Origin of the sequence: Arthrobacter sp. 131MFCol6.1, assembly GCF_000374925.1 — a bacterium.
GTDB lineage: Bacteria > Actinomycetota > Actinomycetes > Actinomycetales > Micrococcaceae > Arthrobacter.
Genome location: NZ_KB895541.1, coordinates 929,035 through 947,952, shown reverse-complemented (window position 1 = coordinate 947,952; position 18,918 = coordinate 929,035). Strand labels below are relative to the sequence as shown.

Genomic DNA, 18,918 nt, shown 5'->3' with positions numbered 1-18,918 from the left:
GGAAGCCAACGAAGTGTCAGAAACAGCAGTGTCAGAAAAAACAGTGATTGAAAAAACAGTGACACCAACCCCCACTGCACCCGCTGCAGCAGCATCCACCCCCGCAGTCCTCGTGCTCGAGGACGGCCGGATTTTCCGTGGCACCAGCTACGGCGCCGCCGGAACGGCCCTCGGCGAGGCAGTCTTCGCGACCGGCATGACCGGCTACCAGGAGACCATCACCGACCCCTCCTACGCACGCCAGCTCGTGGTCCAGACCGCGCCGCACATTGGCAACACCGGCGTCAACACCGACGACGCCGAGTCCCGCCGCATCTGGGTGGCCGGCTACATCGTCCGCGACGCCGCGCGCCGGCCCTCCAACTGGCGTTCCGAACGCTCCCTCGACGACGAGCTCGTCGAGCAGGGGATCGTCGGCATCCAGGGCGTCGACACCCGCGCCATCACCCGCCACCTGCGCGAACACAAGACCATGCGCGCCGGCATCTTCTCCGGCGACGCCGCCCGCGCCACGGACAAGGACCTCGTCGACGCCGTCCTGGCCAGCGCGCCGATGGAAGGCTCCCGGCTCGCCGAGGAAGTCAGCGTGGACGCCGCCTACACGGTGGAGCCCAAGGACTTCGGCTGGGACGGCGAGCCTCGGTTCAGCATTGCCGCGATCGACCTCGGCATCAAGCGCATGACCCCGGTCCGCTTCGCCGAGCGCGGGGTCCGGGTACACGTGCTGCCCGCCACGGCAACCCTCGCCGACGTCCAGGCCGTCAACCCCGACGGCTTCTTCATGTCCAACGGCCCCGGCGACCCCGCCACCGCGGACAACCAGGTGGCGCTGCTGCGCTCCGTGCTCGATGAGAAGATCCCGTACTTCGGCATCTGCTTCGGCAACCAGATCCTGGGCCGGGCCCTCGGCTTCGGCACGTACAAGCTGCGCTACGGCCACCGCGGCCTGAACCAGCCCGTGATGGACCGCCGCACCGGCAAGGTCGAAATAACGTCGCAAAACCACGGCTTCGCCGTCGACGCCCCGCTCAACGGCGCCACCCAGGCCCCCGAGGAACGCTTCGGCCGCGTCGAGGTCAGCCACGTGAGCCTCAACGACGACGTCGTCGAGGGCCTGTCCTGCCTCGACATTCCGGCCTTCTCCGTGCAGTACCACCCCGAGGCGGCCGCCGGCCCGCACGACGCCGCCTACCTCTTCGACCGCTTCATCGAGCTGATGGCGGACGCTTCTTCAAAGACAGAGACCGGCACAAAGACTGCCACCGATTCCAAGACTGAGGACACGAAGTAATGCCCAAGAGAACTGACCTCAAGAGCGTCATGGTCATCGGGTCCGGCCCGATCGTGATCGGCCAGGCGGCCGAATTCGATTACTCCGGCACCCAGGCACTGCGCGTCCTCAAGGAGGAAGGCCTGCGGGTCATCCTCGTCAACTCCAACCCGGCCACCATCATGACGGACCCCGAGTTCGCTGACGCGACCTACATCGAGCCGATCACCCCCGAAGTGGTGGAGAAGATCATCGCCAAGGAGCGCCCCGACGCGCTCCTGCCGACCCTCGGCGGCCAGACGGCCCTGAACACGGCCATCGCGCTGGACAAGAACGGCGTCCTGGAGAAGTACAACGTCGAGCTGATCGGCGCCAACATTGCCGCGATTGAGCTGGGCGAGGACCGCGAAAAGTTCAAGGGCGTCGTGGAGCGCTGCGGCGCCGAGTCGGCCCGCAGCCACATCATCCACACCATGGACGAGGCACTCGAGGCGGCCGGGGACCTCGGTTACCCGATGGTCGTCCGGCCCTCCTTCACCATGGGCGGCCTGGGCTCCGGGCTGGCCTACGACGAGGGGGACCTGCGCCGGATTGTCGGCCAGGGCCTGCAGTACAGCCCCACGTCCGAGGTGCTGCTCGAAGAGAGCATCCTCGGCTGGAAGGAGTACGAGCTCGAGATGATGCGGGACAAAAACGACAACGTCGTGGTGGTCTGCTCCATCGAGAACTTCGACCCGGTCGGCGTGCACACCGGCGACTCGATCACCGTCGCCCCGGCCCTGACCCTGACGGACCGCGAATACCAGCGGCTGCGCGACATCTCCATCGCCGTCATCCGCGAGGTGGGCGTAGACACCGGCGGCTGCAACATCCAGTTCGCCGTCGAGCCTGACACCGGCCGCGTGGTCGTGATTGAAATGAACCCCCGCGTCTCCCGTTCCTCCGCCCTCGCGTCCAAGGCCACCGGCTTCGCGATCGCCAAGATCGCCACGAAGCTGTCCCTCGGCTACACCCTGGACGAGATCCCGAACGACATCACCCAGAAGACCCCGGCGTCCTTCGAACCGACCCTGGACTACGTGGTGGTGAAGGTCCCGCGCTTCGCCTTCGAGAAGTTCCCGGCGGCGGACCCCACCCTGACCACCACCATGAAGTCGGTGGGCGAGGCCATGGCCATGGGCCGGAACTTCACCGAGGCGCTGCAGAAGGCGCTGCGCTCCCTCGAGCAGAAGGGCTCGCAGCTGGACTTCAGCCACGTCCCGGAATGGGAAGTCGCGGAGCTGATCGAAAAGGCCAAGCGTCCCACCACCGAGCGCCTGCACCAGGTGCAGCGCGCCATGCTCGGCGGCGCCACCGTCGAACAGCTCTTCGAGGCGACCAAGATCGACCCCTGGTACCTGGACCAGCTCCAGCTGCTGAACGAGATCTCCCTCGAAATCCGCCAGGCCGCGGCGCTGACCCCGGAGATGCTGACCCGCGCCAAGCGCCACGGCTTCTCCGACGAACAGATCGGTGCGCTGACCCACAACTCCGAGGACGTCGTCCGCGGGGTCCGGCAGGCCCTGGGCATCCGTCCCGTCTACAAGACCGTGGACACATGCGCGGCCGAGTTCGCCGCCTACACCCCGTACCACTACTCCTCCTATGACGAGGAGGACGAGGTGGCGCTGCACGCCAAGCCGTCCATCATCATCCTCGGGTCCGGACCCAACCGGATCGGCCAGGGCATCGAGTTCGACTACTCCTGTGTGCACGCCTCCATGGCACTGCGCAAGGCCGGCTACGAGACCGTGATGGTCAACTGCAACCCGGAAACCGTCTCCACGGACTACGACGTCTCCACCCGGCTCTACTTCGAGCCGCTCACCCTGGAGGACGTCCTCGAGGTCATCGCGGCCGAGGAGCGCACCGGCGGGGTCATGGGCGTCTTCGTCCAGCTCGGTGGCCAGACCCCGCTCAAGCTCGCCCAGCAGCTCGCCGACGCCGGCGTGCCGATCCTCGGCACCTCGCCAGAGGCAATCGACCTCGCCGAGCACCGCGGCGCCTTCTCCCGCGTCCTCGACAAGGCCGGGCTCGTCTCGCCGAAGAACGGCACCGCCGTGTCCTTCGAGGACGCCAAGAAGATCGCCGACGAGATCGGCTACCCGGTCCTGGTCCGCCCCTCCTACGTCCTCGGCGGACGCGGCATGGAGATCGTCTACGACGAGCCCAACCTCTCCCGCTACATCGCCAACGCGACCGAAATCACCCCGGACCACCCGGTGCTGATCGACCGCTTCCTTGAGGACGCCGTCGAGATCGACGTCGATGCCCTCTACGACGGCACGGAGATGTACCTCGGCGGCATCATGGAACACATCGAGGAGGCCGGCATCCACTCCGGCGACTCGGCCTGCGTGCTGCCGCCCATCACCCTGGGCGGCAACGTGCTGGAACGGGTCCGCACCGCCACCTTGGCCATCGCCGAGGGCGTGGGCGTCCGCGGCCTGATCAACATCCAGTTCGCCCTGGCCTCCGACGTGCTCTACGTCCTCGAAGCCAACCCGCGCGCCTCCCGCACCGTGCCGTTCGTCTCCAAGGCCACCGGTGTGCAAATGGCGAAAGCCGCTGCCCTGATCGGCACCGGCGTCACCATCAACCAGCTCCGCAGCGCCTACAAGATGCTGCCGGAGAGCGGCGACGGCTCCACCCTGCCGCTGGACGCGCCGGTCTCGGTCAAGGAAGCCGTGCTGCCGTTCAGCCGCTTCCGCACCCCCGAGGGCAAGGTGGTCGACTCCCTGCTCGGCCCGGAAATGCGCTCCACGGGCGAGGTCATGGGCATCGACAAGCACTTCGACACGGCCTTCGCCAAGAGCCAGGCGGCCGCGAACAACGCGCTGCCCACCGAGGGCAAGATCTTTGTCTCGGTGGCCAACCGGGACAAACGCTCGGTCATCATGGGCGTCAAGCGGCTCTCGGACCTCGGCTTCGAGATCGTCTCCACCGGCGGCACGGCCGACGTGCTCCGCCGCAACGGCATCCAGGCCACCCCGGTCCGGAAGGTCGCCGAAGGCTCCAGCGCCGAGGGTGAAGGCACCATCGCCGACCTCATCATCGCCGGCGAGATCGACATGGTCTTCAACACCCCCTCCGGTGGCGAGGCCCGCAGCGACGGCTACGAACTCCGTGCCGCCGCGACGTCGATCGGGATCCCGTGCATCACCACCGTGGCCGAGTTCAACGCCGCCGTCCAGGCCATCGAGGCGCTGCGCACCTACGAATGGTCGGTCACGAGCCTGCAGGAGCACGCCGCGAACCTGAAGGCGCTCCAGGATGCCTGAGGCATCCGCCGCCGAAACGGCCGGCCGGGAGTCCTTCGGCTCCCGGCTGGGGCGGGCCATGGCGGCCCGCGGACCGCTGTGCGTCGGCATCGACCCGCACCCGGCGCTGCTGCAGCGCTGGGGGCTGAGTGACGACGCCGCCGGGCTGGAACGCTTCTCGCTGACCGTGCTGGAGGCCGTGGGTTCCCTCGCTGCCGCGGTGAAACCTCAGGTGGCCCTGTATGAGCGCCACGGCTCGGCCGGCATCGCCGTGCTCGAACGCACCCTGGCGGCGGCGGCTGAAGCGTCCGTGCTGACCATCGCGGACGCCAAACGCGGCGACATCGGCTCCACCATGGCCGCCTACGCGGACGCCTGGCTGCGGGACGGTTCGGCCCTGGCCGCGGATTCGGTGACGTTGAGCCCGTACCTGGGCTTCGAATCACTCCGGCCCGCCCTGGACCTGGCGGCCGAGACCGGGCGCGGGGTGTTCGTCCTGGCGCTGACCTCGAACCCGGAGGGAGCCTCGGTCCAGCACGTCGGCGGGACGGACTCCGTGGCGCGGCGGATCACGGAAGCGGCCGCGGTGGAGAACCGCCGCTATGACGGTTCCCTTGGTTCCGTGGGCCTGGTGGTCGGCGCCACGGTGGGCTCCGCCCTCACCGCACTGGATCTCGATCTGGCGGCGGTCCGCGGGCCCATCCTTGCCCCCGGGCTGGGTGCGCAGGGAGCCACCGCCGCGGACCTGCGCCGCACTTTCGGTGCGGCCTATCCCCAGGTCCTGGGCACCTCAAGCCGGGACATCCTCGGCGCCGGACCGCAGCAGCAGGCCCTCCGGGATGCCGCGCGGCGCACCCTCGACGAACTCCTCGCCGCCTAGCGGCGGCCGCCACACCGGCCCGGGACCGAGCTAACGGACCCGGACCGCGGGCTGCCCCGTCCGGGGACTGCTCTTTTCCGTTCCCGAACTGGCCGGCGCGCAGATTTCCATTGATTTCTGCCGCCGCCTGACGGTAGGTTCGGGGCAAGGGCATGAGTGCCCCGTCCCGCCATGCAGGGAGGCCTTCCGTGAGTTTGAGACCACTCACTCCTCAGGAGCGTTCCGACGCCCTTCGCAAGGCTGCTGCCGCAAGGGCCACCAGGGCCGAGGCCAAGGAGCGCCTCAAGACGGGCGAGCTGACCATCGCCAAAGTCATCAGCGCCGCCGAATCCGACGACGCCATTGCCCGCATGAGAATCGTGGAGCTGCTCGAGGCTCTGCCCGGGATCGGCCGGGTCCGGGCGGCGGCCATCATGGACCAGCTCGGCATCGCACAGTCCCGACGGGTCCGCGGCCTGGGAATCCACCAGCGCCGTGCGCTGGTAGATTTTATTGACGACAAGTAGCTCGGTCCGCCGAGTTGCCCACCACCGCCCAAAGGAATATGTGAGCAAGAAACCGGGACTGACAGTCCTCGCCGGCCCGACGGCTGTTGGCAAAGGCACCGTGTCCACCTACATCCGGGATAACTATCCCGGCGTCTGGCTCTCCGTGTCTGCCACCACGCGCCCGCCGCGGCCGGGGGAGCAGGACGGGATCCACTACTTCTTCAAATCGGCCGAGGAATTCGATTCTTTGGTCGAAAACGGCGAATTGCTCGAATGGGCCGTCGTCCACGGCCGGAACCGCTACGGCACGCTGCGCAGCACGGTTGACGCCGCCATTGCCGAGGGCCGCTCGGTGCTGCTGGAGATCGACCTGCAGGGCGCCCGGCAGGTCAAGCAGGCCGTCCCGGATGCCCAGTTTGTGTTCCTGGCGCCCCCGAGCTGGGACGAAATGGTCCGCCGGCTGGTCGGCCGCGGCACGGAAAGCACCGAAGAACAACAGCAGAGGCTGGAAACCGCTAAACTAGAACTTGCCGCTGAACCGGAGTTCGACCACACCGTCATCAATGATGACGTTCGTCGGGCAGCGGACGAGCTTGTTTCACTCATGGGGCTGACCCCGAACCCGCGCTAGGCGCCGGGACGTACCGGCCCGTTAGAATTTGGAGAATTCGTGTCCACGAACCTTGAAGGCATCATCAACCCGCCGATCGACGAGCTGCTGAAGGCCGCCGATTCGAAGTACGGACTGGTGATTTTCGGTGCCAAGCGCGCACGCCAGATCAACGCGTACTACGCCCAGCTGCATGAGGGCCTGTTTGAGTACGTTGGCCCGCTGGTAGACACCAAGCTGAACGAGAAGTCCCTGTCGATCGCGCTGCGCGAGATCAACGAAGGCAAGCTCGTCTCCACGCCGATCGAAACCGCAGAGTAATTCCCTCCGCGGGAAGAGCCAAGTAAACAGACTGCCTGCTGACGGAGATCACGTGCGCATAGTCCTCGGAGTCGGGGGAGGGATTGCCGCCTACAAGGTGGCATCGCTCCTCCGGCTTTTTACTGAAGCCGGGCATGACGTCACGGTCATCCCCACCGAGGCGGCCACCCGCTTCGTCGGCGTCGCCACGTGGGAGGCCCTGTCCGGGCACCCGGTGAGCAACAGCGTGTTCGACGCCGTCCACACGGTCAACCACGTCCGGCTCGGCCATGAGGCCGAACTGATCGTCGTGGCCCCGGCCACGGCCGACCTCCTGGCCCGTGCGGCCACCGGCCAGGCCGATGACCTCCTCCTCAACACCCTGCTGATGGCCGGCGACTGCCCGGTGCTCATGGCCCCGGCCATGCACACCGAAATGTGGCAACACCCCGCCACCGAAGCCAACGTCGAAACCCTGCGCAGCCGCGGTGTTACGGTGCTGGAACCCGCGAGCGGCCGGCTCACCGGCGCCGACTCCGGCCCCGGCCGGCTGCCCGAGCCCGAGGCGATCTTCACCGCCGCCATGGCCCTCGCCGGCGCCGCCGCATCCGCCGCTTCCGCGGCCATGCCGGCCGTTAAGGCTGACATGGACACCGCCCCGGCCGCCGGGCCGGCAGCGGCGCAGCCGGCGGTCCCGCCGTTGGCCGGGCTGACGGTGACCATCAGTGCCGGCGGCACCCGGGAACCGCTGGACCCCGTGCGGTTCCTCGGCAACCGCTCCTCCGGCAAGCAGGGCGTGGCCCTGGCCGCGGCCGCCAGTGCGGCCGGCGCCCGCGTCCGCCTCCTGGCCGCCCACATGGAGGTCCCGGCGCCCGCCGGCGTCGAACTCGTCCAGGTCGAAACTGCCCTGGAACTGCGGGAGGCGGCGCTGCACGCGGCCGCCGACTCCGACGTCGTCATCATGGCTGCCGCCGTCGCGGACTTCCGCCCGGCGGACGTCGCCGGGACCAAGATCAAGAAGCGCGACGACGTCGCCGACCCCGTGATCAACCTGGTGCGCAACCCGGACATCCTGCGCGAGCTCGTCGAGGTCCGCGACGCCGCGTCCCGGAACCAGCTGATTGTCGGCTTCGCCGCCGAGACGGGCGACGCCGGCGGTGACGTCCTGGACTATGCCCGGGACAAGCTGCGCCGGAAAGCCTGTGACCTGCTGGTCGTCAACCAGGTGGGCCGGGACTTGGTCTTTGGTGAGGACACGAACTCAGTAGTCATCCTTTCCCGCGACGGCTCCGAACCCCAAGAGGCGTCGGGTTCCAAATCCGACGTCGCGGCTGCCGTGATCGACCGGATCAGCGCCGAGCTGAGCCGGGCTGTACCGCCGGCGTAGCCCGGCGTAACCAACATCTCCTTAGCACGGGGACACACGCCGCCGGACGTCCGTTATCCAACCAGTAAGGTAGTTGAGTGACTTTACCGCTGCACATCCCCGCCTTCCACGGGTCCACGCCCGCCGCGCTCCGGCTCTTCACGTCCGAGTCGGTGACGGAGGGCCACCCCGACAAGATCTGTGACCAGATCAGCGATGCGATCCTCGACGCCTTGCTCGACAAAGACCCCGAGTCCCGGGTAGCCGTGGAGACCCTGGCCACCACCGGGCTGGTCCACGTTGCGGGCGAGGTCACCACCGACGCCTACGTCGAGATCCCCCAGATAGTCCGGGAGACCATCCTGGGCATCGGGTACGATTCTTCGGCCAACGGCTTCGACGGCGCCCGGTGCGGCGTCTCGGTGTCCATCGGCCAGCAGTCCAACGACATCGCCGGCGGCGTGTTCAACTCCCTCGAAGCCCGTGAAGGCCGCCAGGAGGACGACTACGACCTCCAGGGCGCCGGCGACCAGGGACTCATGTTCGGCTACGCCAGCGATGAAACCCCGTCCTACATGCCCGTGCCCATCTGGCTCGCGCACCGGCTCTCCGAGCGGCTGACCGAGGTCCGCAAGAACGGCGAACTCTCCTACCTGCGCCCGGACGGCAAGACCCAGGTCACCGTGGGCTACGACGGCGACCGTCCGGTCTCGGTCGAGACCGTCGTCATCTCCAGCCAGCACGCCGAGGGCACCAGCCTCGACCGGCTCCGGGCCGACCTCGCCGAGCACGTGGTGGGACCGGTCATGGCGCTGTCCAACCTGGACACCTCACGGACCCGCAACATCCTCAACCCCGCAGGCGCCTTTGTGATTGGCGGCCCGGTGGGCGACGCCGGCCTCACCGGCCGCAAGATCATCGTCGACACCTATGGCGGCATGGCCCGCCACGGCGGCGGCGCGTTCTCCGGCAAGGACCCGTCGAAGGTGGACCGCTCGGCCGCCTACGCCATGCGCTGGGTCGCCAAGAACGTGGTGGCCGCCGGCCTCGCCAAGCGCGCCGAAATCCAGATCGCCTACGCGATCGGACAGGCCCGCCCGGTGGGAACCTACGTTGAGACGTTCGGAACCGAAACAGTGGACCCGGCCCGGATCAGCGCCGCGATCGCCGAGATCTTCGACCTGCGCCCGCGGGCCATCATCGACGCCCTCGACCTCAAGCGCCCGATCTACGCCAAGACCGCCGCCCACGGACACTTCGGCCGCGAAGACCCGGACTTCACGTGGGAACGCCTGGACCGGGTGGACGAGCTGAAGGCGTTCTTCAACGCCTGAGGCCGGGCCACACCGTCCGAAGCCGTCCAGGCGGTTTGTTTTGATGGTGAGTTTGTCAGTCCTGTGTGATGCACTGTAGCCAGGCCGCCTTCCGGTGGCCTGGCTACAGTTTTTCTTAGCATCACAGTTTTCCAGGATCACAGTGCATTTGAGAAACCGCCATTTAGCCCGAGGGGAGGTTCGAGCCGTGAGTCCCAGTCCTGCCGGCGGCGCGCCCGGCGAACCCCAGCAGCTCTCCCTGCTCCAGGGCTTTCCCGCCTCCGCCGCGGAAGCGTCCGGGCCTGCCCTTGCGGCGCACCTGCCGGTGGCGCGGGTGCTGATCGAATCCTCGCTCCCACACCTGGACCGGCCCTTCGATTACAGCGTGCCCGCCGCCCTCGACGCCGAAGCCCTGCCCGGAGTCCGGGTCAAGGTCAAGTTCAACGGGCAGGAACTGGCCGGATACCTGCTGGAGCGCACGGCCGGATCCGACGCCGGCCACCCCCTCGTGCCGCTGCACAAGGTGCTCTCCGCCGTGCCGGTCCTGACCCCCGCCGTGGCCGAGCTCGCCGGCCGGATCGCCGCGCGCTACGCCGGAACCGTCAGCGATGTCCTGCGCGTTGCCGTGCCGCCGCGCATGGCCAAACTCGAAAAGGAATTCGCCCCGGACGGCCGGCTCGACCCAGGACTCTTCGGCACTGAGATGTTCGGTCTGGCGACCGACGTGTCGCTTCCGTCACCGGCCGCCGGCAGCGTCTGGACCCGGTACCGCAACGGTGCGGCGTTCCTCGCCCACCTCGCCGCGGGGGAGTCGCCCCGGGCCGTGCTGACCGCCCTGCAGGGGTACGGGCCCGCCAGCTGGCCGCGAATGATCGCCGAAGCCGTGGCCGCGGTCCGGATCTCGGGCCGCGGCGCCGTCGTGGTGGTGCCCGACTACCGGGACCTCGATCGCGTGGAATCTGCCCTGCTGGAACTGCTTCCCGCCGGCGACGTCGCCCGGCTCACCGCTGACGACGGCCAGACGCCGCGCTACCGCAGTTTCCTGCGCGTGCTCAGCGGCGCCGCCGGAGTCGCGGTGGGTACCCGGTCCGCGGCCTACGCGGCGGTGCCGAACCTCGGGCTCGTGGTCTGCTGGGACGACGGCGATGACCTCCATATCGAGCAGCGGTCACCGTACGCGCACACCCGCGAAGTGCTCCTGCTGCGGGCGGGCCAGGAAGGAGCCGCGTGCCTGCTCGCGGCCCATTCGCGCAGCACCGAGACGGAGAGGCTGGTCGGCTCCGGCTGGGCCCAGGCCGTGGAAGCGGACCGGACCGTCCTGCGGCGGACAGTCCCGCGCGTCCTGAACACGGCCGACAGCTACGAACTCGAGCATGACCCGCTCGCCCGCATCGCCCGCCTCCCCGGCGCGGCCTGGCGGGCTGCCAAGGAGGGCCTGGAACGCGGTCCGGTCCTGGTCCAGGTGGCCCGCGCCGGCTACGCCCCCTCGCTGGTGTGCGACACCTGCCGGGAACCTGCCCGCTGCACCGCGTGCAGCGGGCCCCTGGCGATCGCCGGCCCGGCCGGGAGCAGCGCCGTGCCGCAGTGCCGCTGGTGCTCGGCACCGGCCCCGGCATGGCGCTGCGGCACGTGCAACGGCGCCAGGCTCCGGCGCGGCGCCACGGGAGCCCTCCGCACCGCGGAGGAGCTCGGCCGGGCCTTTCCGGGGAAACCGGTCATCACCTCTTCCGGGGACCAGATCAAGGCCACCGTTGCGGAGACCACGGCCCTCGTGGTGGCCACCGTCGGTGCCGAACCGGTGGCCGCCGGCGGCTACGCCGCAGCCCTGCTGCTCGACGGCGACTCGCTGCTGCGCCGGGAGAACCTGAGGGCGGGGGAGGACGCAGTCCGCCGCTGGTTCAACGCCGCGGCCCTGGTGCGGCCGGCTTCCGAGGGCGGCCTGGTGGTCATTACGGCCGACGACGCCGCCGGGGTCGGCGCCCTGCTGCGCTGGGATCCCGCCGGGTACGCCAGCCGTGAACTGGCACTGCGGCAGGAGCTGCAGCTGCCGCCCGCCGTGCGTGTCGCCTCCGTCACCGGAGGCAGGACCGCCGTCGGCCATTTCACGGATGCCATTCAGCAGCAGCTGGCCGCGCAGGGAACCGTCCTCCGGACTGCCGGGCCCGCGCCGGTCATCCTGTCGGCAGCCGCAGGGGCCGGCCGCACGCCGCCCCGGGATTCCGGCGAGGAAGTCCGGACCCTTCTGTTCATCCCCTACGCCCAGGCCGCGGCCGCCACGGCTGTCATGCGGGCCGTCAAGGCGGCGGCCGCAGCCAAGCGCAGCGACGACCCGGTGCAGCTGCGCCTGGACGGCGTCGACGTCCTCTAGAACCTTCCAGGGCGTCCCCGCGGTTCACCTGGCCCCACCCGGCGCGGCGGCCCACCCTGGACCGCGGCCCCACCATGCGCGGCGGCCCCGCCCGTGCAACGGGCCTGCCTGCTGGCAGCCATTCGCCACAGATGGCCGGAATGAGGCTCCTATTGCGGCCATCTGCGACAAATGGGTGATCGGGGACCCATGGCCCCGGCGTCATCCCGGCCCCGCCGCGAGTGCGGAGTCGATCTCCGAGCCGGCCGCTTACGGCCCTTCCGGCTATCTCCGGCCGCGAGGCCGGTTCCGGAGCGCGACGGCCTCTTCGGCGACGGCCACGAGCCGCCGCGCCGACTCGTCCCAGCTGAAGTCTGCCGCCCGCTCCACGGAACGGCGGGAACGGGCTTTCCACAGGGCGGGGTCCTCAAGCGTGCGCACCGCCTCGGCAAACTCCGCCGGGGAGTCCGGATGCACGTAGCTGACGGCGTCGTCGCCGACTTCCCGGAAGATCGGGATGTCGCTGGCAATGACCGGCGTGCCGTGCGACATGGCCTCGACGAGCGGCAGTCCGTAGCCCTCGGCCCGGGACAGGCTGATCAGGACGGTGGTGCGTGCCAGGAGGGCCTCGTACTCGGCGTCGGTCACGCCATTGTGGAAGACGATGTTTGCGCCCTCCGGGGCCAGGGCCTCGAGCTCGGCCCGCCGCTCCGGGGCGATGCGGCTGAGCAGATGGAGGGTCATGTCCGGCAACTCCGCCATGCCGCGGACCATGGTCTCCACGTTCTTGTAGGGCATGAAGGAACCCATGTAGAGCAGCGTCTTGTCGGCCCCCGCCCCGGGGTCGCGGGGGGTGTGGCCGTGCTGGGGGGCGTTGCCGACAATCCTGACGGGACGCCGGGTGAGCCGGTACTTCGCCATCAGGGCCGCCGTGGTGGAGCTGATCGTTGCCACGATGTCCGCCCGGTTCAGCAGAAGCCGCTGGGGCCAGAAGGCCTTGTGGTACAGCCGCCACAGGACCCTGACCGGGGCCGGCAGGAATCCGGGAGGAGTGGGGTGCTCATAGTAGATGAGGTCGTGCAGGGTCAGCACCAGGGCGTACTTCCGGCCCCAGCTGCCCATGGTCTGCATGGGGCACACCACCACGTCCGCGCCCAGCTTGTTGACCCTGGCCGCCACGAAGAGTTCGGCCGGGGACAGCGGGCTGTTGATCACGGTGTACGGAACCTCGGGCAGGAGCGCGAGCTGGCGGGGATCGCTGATCAGCATCGAGACGTCGGCGATCTTGGCCGCCGCCGCGATCAGGCTGGCGCCGTAGCGGCTGATCCCGTCGTGCTGGTCCAGCCGGGTGAAGCGGGCATCAATGAGAATCTTCACGCGGCGTGGTCCTTCAGGAAGCGTCGGATGTAGCGGGCGGCGGGTTCGGGGGTTTCGTAGTGGACCAGGTGCCCGACGCCGGGAATGATTTCCAGCCTCCCGTCAGGGAGCCGCGCCGCGAGTTTGTGCTGGTCCGCCAGCATGGCGATCTCGTCCTTCTCTCCCGCGATCAGCAGCACCGGCAGGGTCAGTTCGCAGGCCACCTCGGTGACGTTGCTGCCCACCGAGGCCTTGAAGGCCTGAAGCAGGCTGTCCCGGTCCGCGAAGGAGGAAAAATAGGCGCTGTGCTGGGCGTGCACGAACCGGCGGATGTCCTTGTCCCCGGTCTTGGCCATGGTCACGCTCATCACCCGCACGATCGCCTGGCTGCGCAGCAGGGCCAGCCCGAACCGCTGGGGAAGGCGTGCGGCGGCCTCGTAGTAGAGCACCGCAAGCTTCGTCATCAGGCCTTTGGGCCCTTCGAGGGCAGGCGCCGCGATGGGATTGACCAGGATCAGTTGGGCCACGGCGCCGGGCTTGGCCGCCACGAAATGGCTGGCAATGATCGAACCGAACGAATGCCCCAACAGGACCGTGTCCGAGCCCAGCCCCAGCGCGGCCATGAAGCCTTCAACGAACTGGCAGTAGGCGGCAACGCTGTGCCCTGTTCCTGCGAAGGCAGCCGAGCTGCCGAAGCCCGGCAGGTCCGGCATGATCAGGCGCATGTCCGTCAGCTGGTCGGCTACCCGGAGCAGGCCGTGGTGGTCGCCGCGGAACCCGTGCACCACCAGGATGGTGCGCGTCTCGGCGGTGACCTCGGCGGGTTCGTAGACCCAGTATGCGATCCGGGCGCCGTCAACCTCAACGGCCGCGGCCCGGGTGCGGGCGTCGAGTCCGCCGCTGAACAGGGGCGCGCGTGAGGGACCGGTATCCACTTGTTCCATTGGTTCGAATCCTATGCGACGTTGTCGGGGTGGGAGCCGGTCCGGAAGCCGCGTTCGAGGCCGCCGACCTCCGTCATATCCAGCGGGGAGAGCTCAAAGTCGAAGACCTCGAAGTTTTCGCGGATCCGCCCGGACGAGCTGGCTTTGGGGATGGCGATATTGCCCAGCTGCAGGTGCCAGCGCAGGATGATTTGCGCCGGCGTGCGGTCGTGTTCGGCCGCGAGGGCCAGGATCACCGGGTCCTTCAGGACCTGGCCGCGGCCCAAAGGACTCCACGCCTCCGTGCGGATGCCCAGGACCTCGTGCTTTTCCCGCAGTTCATCCTGCTGCAGCCAGGGATGAAGCTCGATCTGGTTCACGGCGGGCACCACCTCCGCCGTTTCCAGGAGCCGGTCCAGGTGCTGCGGCTGGAAGTTGGAGACGCCGATTGCGCGCACCTTGCCTTCGCGGTACAGCGTCTCCAGGGCCCGGTACGTTTCCGGGAACAGGCCACGGCGCGCGCACGGCCAATGGATCAGGTAGAGGTCGATGTACTCCAGGCCGAGGTTGGAGATCGAGGTGTCGAACGCACGCATGGTGGCGTCGTAGCCGTGGTCGTCGTTCCAGACCTTGGTGGTGATGAAGAGGTCCTGGCGGGAAACATAGGGTGCGGTTTCCCCGGGGCCGCCGCCGGTCCCCTCAAATCCGGATAGGGCACCGATTCCCTTGCCGACGCCGGTCTCGTTGCCGTACATGGCGGCGGTGTCGAAGTGCCGGTAGCCGGTCTCGACCGCCATGGTCACCAGGCTGGCGGCGTCGGCCGGGGGGACCTTGTACAGCCCGAATCCCAGCCGGTCGATCAATACGCCGTTGTTCAGGGTCAGCCGGGGGGAGAGTCTCATGACAAAGACTTTACCCACTGGCGCTGGCGGATGCCGGACCGCCGTTGCTGCAGACCACGCCCGTCACGGTGCCCCGCGGCCGCTCAGCCCAGTCCGTCGAACCGGACCAGCCTGCGGGCGCTGGCCTCGTCCAGGATCAGGTCGGTGGCCAGTCCTGCCGCCAGCGCGCCCCTGAGCCCGTTGATCTTGGAGGCACCTGACACCACGCAGATGCGGCGCCGGACCTGGCGGAGCTGGGCCAGGCCCGGGCCGGTGGACCGCGCGTTGAGCGTGATGCCGCCCGAGGACCCGTCGGCGCGGAAGAACACCGTGGCCACATCGCCCACCACATCGGAGTTCGCCAGCACGTTCAGGTCGTCTTCATCGAGGTAGCCGCCGGCGTAGACGTGGCTGGGGTAGTCGGCGTCGACCGATCCGACACCAAAGATGGCGATGCTCATCCGGGCCTGCAGCTCCAGGATCCGCTGAACACTGCGCTCATTCCACATGGCCTTTTTGGTCGCGGCGTGGTCGAAGAAGGCCGGTACGGGAAACTGTTCCACCCGTGCTCCGTAGGCGCTGCCGAACCGCCGCATGATGTCGGAGGCATAGGTGATGCCGGTGGTCTGCATGTTCCCGGCGCCGTTGAGCTGGACGATCACGCTGTCGTGGGTGATCTTGCGCGTCAGGTGCCGGCTCACGGCACTCAGGGTGGAGCCCCATGCGACGCCGATGATGGCGTTGGAGTCCACCAGCGGTCCGATCGTCCGGGCGGCCTGCATGGCCACCCGGTCCAGTGTTTCCGCCTCATTGAGGGTGTCCACGACCGGAACGACATGGACATCCACCTTGTATTCGGCGCGGATCATGCCCTCGAGTTCGGGCCCGGTGTCTAGCGGGCTGCGGATCTGGATCTGCACCAGACCTGAATCGCGCGCCGCCGACAACAGCCGCGACACCGTGGACCGGGACGTCCGGAGCTCGCGGGCGATGGCATCCATGGTCAGGTCCTGCAGGTAATACAGCTGGGCCGCGCGGAGGGCGTCGGACTGGCGTGAATGCATCATGAAATTTCCCATCTGCACGTTTGTGCATAGTGCTTGACTCCATTTTCCATTAGTCCAAAGAATAGTGTTGAACGGCGCCGCGCCACGGGCGTGCCGCACAGAATCAAACCCAAGGGAGCAGTTTTGGGACAGAAGGACTCAGTCGGCACACCGGCGAACGATCGCGCCTCGGTGCAGAAGCTGCGGACGCGGCGGCACGCGCAGGTTCTGATCATCGGAGGCGGAATCAACGGGGTCGGCACGTTCCGTGACCTGGCGCTGCAGGGCGTGGATGTGGCGCTCGTTGAGCGCGGCGATTATTGCCAGGGCGCCAGCGGCGCCTCCTCCCACATGATCCACGGCGGCATCCGGTACCTCGAAAACGGCGAGTTCCGCCTCGTCCAGGAATCCGTGACCGAGCGCAACAGGCTCCTGCGGATCGCACCGCACTACGTCAAGCCGCTGCAGACCACGATCCCGATCTTCAGCACCTTCTCCGGAGTCCTGGCCGCCCCCATGCGCTTCCTGACCCACAAGCAGGGCAAGCACACCGAACGCGGGGCGTTCCTGATCAAGCTCGGCCTGAGCATGTACGACTTCTTCTCCCGCGACGGCGGCACGGTCCCGCGCCACCAGTTCCGCGGACGCAAGCGCGCCCTGGAGGAGCTGCCCCGGCTGCACCCCGGGATCAAATACGCGGCCACCTACTTCGACGCCTCCGTCCACAACCCCGAGCGCCTCACCCTCGACGTGCTCCAGGATGGCGAGAAGGCCGGTGGTGCGGACAGCCACGCCCGCGCCAGCAACTACGTTTCGCTTGTCTCCCTCGGTGGCTCCGGGACCACCGGCACCCCCGGAACCACGGTCCAGTTGCGCGACGAACTGACCGGCGAGATGTTCGACTTCACTGCCGACGTCGTCGTGAACACCACAGGCGCCTGGGTCGACCTGACCAACGAGGCCATGGGAGCGGCGTCGTCGTTCATGGGCGGCACCAAAGGTTCGCACATCGTGCTGGACCATCCGGAGCTGCTCGCGGCGTGCAACGGCCGCGAGATCTTCTTCGAGCACACCGACGGCCGGATCGTGCTGATCTATCCGATGGGGGACCGCGTCCTGGTCGGCACCACCGACGTCGACGCCGACATGGCCCAGGACGCCGTGTGCACCGAGGCGGAAATCGACTACTTCTTTGACCTGATCGGCCACGTCTTCCCGGACATCCCGGTGGGCCGGGACCAGATTGTCTACTCGTTCTCCGGTGTGCGCCCGCTGCCGAAGCATGACGCCACCCAGCCCGGGTTCGTCAGCCGGGACTACCGGATCGAACGCCGGCAGGCGGCGGGCGGAGCCGTCCTCAGCCTCGTCGGCGGCAAGTGGACCACGTTCCGGGCCCTGGCCGAGCACCTGAGCAACGACGTCCTGGCCGAGCTCGGCCTGGAACGGAAGGTTTCGACGGCGAAGCTCGCCATCGGCGGCGGAGCAGGGTTCCCGGACAGCGAGGACGGCGTCCAGCGCTGGATCAAGGCCCACATGTCGGCCGGCCGCGACGCCGCCCGCGTCACCGGGCTGCTGACCCGCTACGGGACTCGCGCCGAAGAAGTCATCCGGTTCCTGGACGGGCCGGCCGGCGGGCCGGACCGGCTGCTGCATTCGACGCGTGAGCTGAGCACCCGCGAACTGGAGTTCATGGCCGCCCACGAGCAGATCGGGCACCTCGTGGACGTCCTCATCCGCCGCACGTCCCTGGCTTTCCGCGGCCTGGTGACCGGGGAACTGCTGAATGAAGTTGCGGACATCCTTTCCGGACCGCTCGGCTGGGACGCGGCACGCCGGGCCACAGAGATCAGCCACGCACAGGAGGTGCTCCAACGGTTCCACGGTGTCCGGGTCCACAGCCTGGTCGCCTGATATTGCTTGCGTGCCCGGGCAGGGAAGCCCGGGTGCAAGCACTGCGCGGTCCGCCCCGGCGGCCGGCGCAGTGGCTGGCCGGCAGCACGAACATGCTGCCGGCCCCACGGCTTCCAAACTCGCGGACGCCGACAACAGAAAATAGAGGAGTCAAAGATGTCTCTTGGAATAGTTTTCCTATCCGAATTATTCGGTACCGCCATGCTGACCCTGCTGGGTTGCGGCGTGGTGGCCAACGTTGCGCTCAAAGGCACTAAGGGCAACAACGGCGGGTTCCTGATGGTGACCTGGGGATGGGGCATTGCCGTCTTCTCCGGTGTCTATGTTGCCGCCATCTCAGGTGCACACCTGAACCCTGCCGTGACTTTCGGCCTGTTGGTCAACGGCAAGAAGTTGTACGCCCCCGGCGTTCCGGTCGACTTCGCCTCAACCCTGACCTACTTCGGCGGGGAACTGACCGGCGCCTTCCTGGGCGCCGTCATCATGTGGCTGGCCTACCGGCAGCACTTCGATGCCGAATCCGAGCCCGCCAGCCAGCTGGCCGTCTTCTCCACCGGCCCGGCGATCCGCTCGAACCCGTGGAACCTGATCACCGAGATCATCGGCACCTTTGTCCTCGTCTTCGTCATCCTGACCTTCGGCGGGACACCGTCCGGACTTGGCCCGCTGGCGGTCGCCCTGCTGGTTGTCGGCATCGGTGTTTCCCTCGGCGGCCCCACCGGCTACGCCATCAACCCGGCCCGTGACCTGGGCCCGCGCATCGCGCACGCCCTCCTCCCCATGAAGGGCAAGGGGTCCTCCGACTGGAGCTACTCCTGGATCCCGGTCGTCGGACCCCTGATCGGTGGCGGCCTCGGCGGCCTCGTGGCCGCTGTTGTGCCGATCATCCCCCCTGTACTACCCCTCTGATTGCCAGATCAACTGCCAC

At 68.4% G+C, this 18,918-nt stretch carries 15 protein-coding genes; 11 read left to right on the top strand and 4 right to left on the bottom strand.

Annotated elements, in window-relative coordinates; all coding sequences use genetic code 11:
• Positions 1-13 precede the first annotated feature (13 nt).
• From carA to C566_RS0104425, 9 genes are all read left to right on the top strand, one after another.
• On the top strand, positions 14-1,291 hold the full coding sequence (carA, locus tag C566_RS0104465) for a glutamine-hydrolyzing carbamoyl-phosphate synthase small subunit (RefSeq protein WP_051082255.1): 1,278 nt from the start codon (positions 14-16) through the stop codon (positions 1,289-1,291).
• Positions 1,291-4,590: a carbamoyl-phosphate synthase large subunit gene (carB, locus tag C566_RS0104460; protein ID WP_018773138.1), complete on the top strand. Its 3,300-nt coding sequence runs from the start codon at positions 1,291-1,293 to the stop codon at positions 4,588-4,590. Before carA ends, carB begins: the two co-directional genes overlap by 1 nt.
• Positions 4,583-5,449 carry an orotidine-5'-phosphate decarboxylase gene (gene pyrF, locus C566_RS0104455; RefSeq protein ID WP_018773137.1) on the top strand — a complete coding sequence of 289 codons (867 nt, stop codon included), beginning with the start codon at positions 4,583-4,585 and terminating at the stop codon, positions 5,447-5,449. The genes carB and pyrF overlap by 8 nt, the downstream gene beginning before the upstream one ends.
• 188 nt (positions 5,450-5,637) lie before the next feature.
• Complete coding sequence (gene mihF, locus C566_RS0104450) at positions 5,638-5,955, top strand: integration host factor, actinobacterial type (RefSeq protein ID WP_018773136.1); 318 nt, start codon at positions 5,638-5,640, stop codon at positions 5,953-5,955.
• A 40-nt stretch (positions 5,956-5,995) separates the two neighbouring features.
• On the top strand, positions 5,996-6,568 hold the full coding sequence (gene gmk, locus C566_RS0104445; RefSeq protein WP_018773135.1) for a guanylate kinase: 573 nt from the start codon (positions 5,996-5,998) through the stop codon (positions 6,566-6,568).
• Positions 6,569-6,607: 39 nt separating this feature from the next.
• Positions 6,608-6,868: a DNA-directed RNA polymerase subunit omega gene (gene rpoZ / locus C566_RS0104440; RefSeq protein WP_018773134.1), complete on the top strand. Its 261-nt coding sequence runs from the start codon at positions 6,608-6,610 to the stop codon at positions 6,866-6,868.
• A 52-nt stretch (positions 6,869-6,920) separates the two neighbouring features.
• Positions 6,921-8,234 carry a bifunctional phosphopantothenoylcysteine decarboxylase/phosphopantothenate synthase gene (locus tag C566_RS0104435; protein ID WP_018773133.1) on the top strand — a complete coding sequence of 438 codons (1,314 nt, stop codon included), beginning with the start codon at positions 6,921-6,923 and terminating at the stop codon, positions 8,232-8,234.
• Between the two features lie 77 nt (positions 8,235-8,311).
• Positions 8,312-9,547 carry a methionine adenosyltransferase gene (gene metK, locus C566_RS0104430; protein ID WP_018773132.1) on the top strand — a complete coding sequence of 412 codons (1,236 nt, stop codon included), beginning with the start codon at positions 8,312-8,314 and terminating at the stop codon, positions 9,545-9,547.
• Positions 9,548-9,734: 187 nt separating this feature from the next.
• Positions 9,735-11,894, top strand: a complete 2,160-nt coding sequence (locus tag C566_RS0104425; protein ID WP_018773131.1) for a primosomal protein N' — start codon at positions 9,735-9,737, stop codon at positions 11,892-11,894.
• 264 nt (positions 11,895-12,158) lie between these two features.
• Here C566_RS0104425 and C566_RS0104420 read toward each other — a convergent pair whose 3' ends face one another.
• The 4 genes from C566_RS0104420 to C566_RS0104405 all read right to left on the bottom strand — a co-directional run bounded on the left by C566_RS0104420 (position 12,159) and on the right by C566_RS0104405 (position 16,100).
• Positions 12,159-13,250, bottom strand: coding sequence for a glycosyltransferase family 4 protein (locus C566_RS0104420; RefSeq protein WP_018773130.1), 1,092 nt, complete (start codon positions 13,248-13,250; stop codon positions 12,159-12,161).
• Positions 13,247-14,173: an alpha/beta fold hydrolase gene (locus C566_RS0104415; protein WP_018773129.1), complete on the bottom strand. Its 927-nt coding sequence runs from the start codon at positions 14,171-14,173 to the stop codon at positions 13,247-13,249. The genes C566_RS0104420 and C566_RS0104415 overlap by 4 nt, the downstream gene beginning before the upstream one ends.
• 11 nt (positions 14,174-14,184) lie before the next feature.
• Positions 14,185-15,054, bottom strand: coding sequence for an aldo/keto reductase (locus tag C566_RS0104410; protein ID WP_018773128.1), 870 nt, complete (start codon positions 15,052-15,054; stop codon positions 14,185-14,187).
• An 83-nt stretch (positions 15,055-15,137) separates the two neighbouring features.
• Entirely contained in the window at positions 15,138-16,100 is a 963-nt protein-coding gene (locus C566_RS0104405; RefSeq protein ID WP_026266378.1) for a sugar-binding transcriptional regulator, read from the bottom strand.
• Between the two features lie 123 nt (positions 16,101-16,223).
• Here C566_RS0104405 and C566_RS0104400 point away from each other — a divergent pair, with 123 nt between their 5' ends.
• Together C566_RS0104400 and C566_RS0104395 are read left to right on the top strand one after the other, a co-directional pair.
• Positions 16,224-17,990, top strand: a complete 1,767-nt coding sequence (locus C566_RS0104400; RefSeq protein WP_018773126.1) for an FAD-dependent oxidoreductase — start codon at positions 16,224-16,226, stop codon at positions 17,988-17,990.
• A 156-nt stretch (positions 17,991-18,146) separates the two neighbouring features.
• The gene (locus C566_RS0104395) at positions 18,147-18,899 is read left to right on the top strand and encodes an MIP/aquaporin family protein (RefSeq protein WP_026266377.1); all 753 of its coding nucleotides are present in this window, start codon (positions 18,147-18,149) and stop codon (positions 18,897-18,899) included.
• Positions 18,900-18,918: the final 19 nt, after the last annotated feature.

What these genes read in the sequence shown, in the direction of transcription:
- C566_RS0104395 (WP_026266377.1), top strand. Translation starts at nt 18,147, where the DNA reads ATGTCTCTTGGAATAGTTTTCCTATCCGAATTATTCGGTACCGCCATG.
- pyrF (WP_018773137.1), top strand. Translation starts at nt 4,583, where the DNA reads ATGCCTGAGGCATCCGCCGCCGAAACGGCCGGCCGGGAGTCCTTCGGC.
- C566_RS0104410 (WP_018773128.1), bottom strand. Translation starts at nt 15,054, where the DNA reads ATGAGACTCTCCCCCCGGCTGACCCTGAACAACGGCGTATTGATCGAC.
- C566_RS0104405 (WP_026266378.1), bottom strand. Translation starts at nt 16,100, where the DNA reads ATGATGCATTCACGCCAGTCCGACGCCCTCCGCGCGGCCCAGCTGTAT.
- carB (WP_018773138.1), top strand. Translation starts at nt 1,291, where the DNA reads ATGCCCAAGAGAACTGACCTCAAGAGCGTCATGGTCATCGGGTCCGGC.
- C566_RS0104415 (WP_018773129.1), bottom strand. Translation starts at nt 14,173, where the DNA reads ATGGAACAAGTGGATACCGGTCCCTCACGCGCGCCCCTGTTCAGCGGC.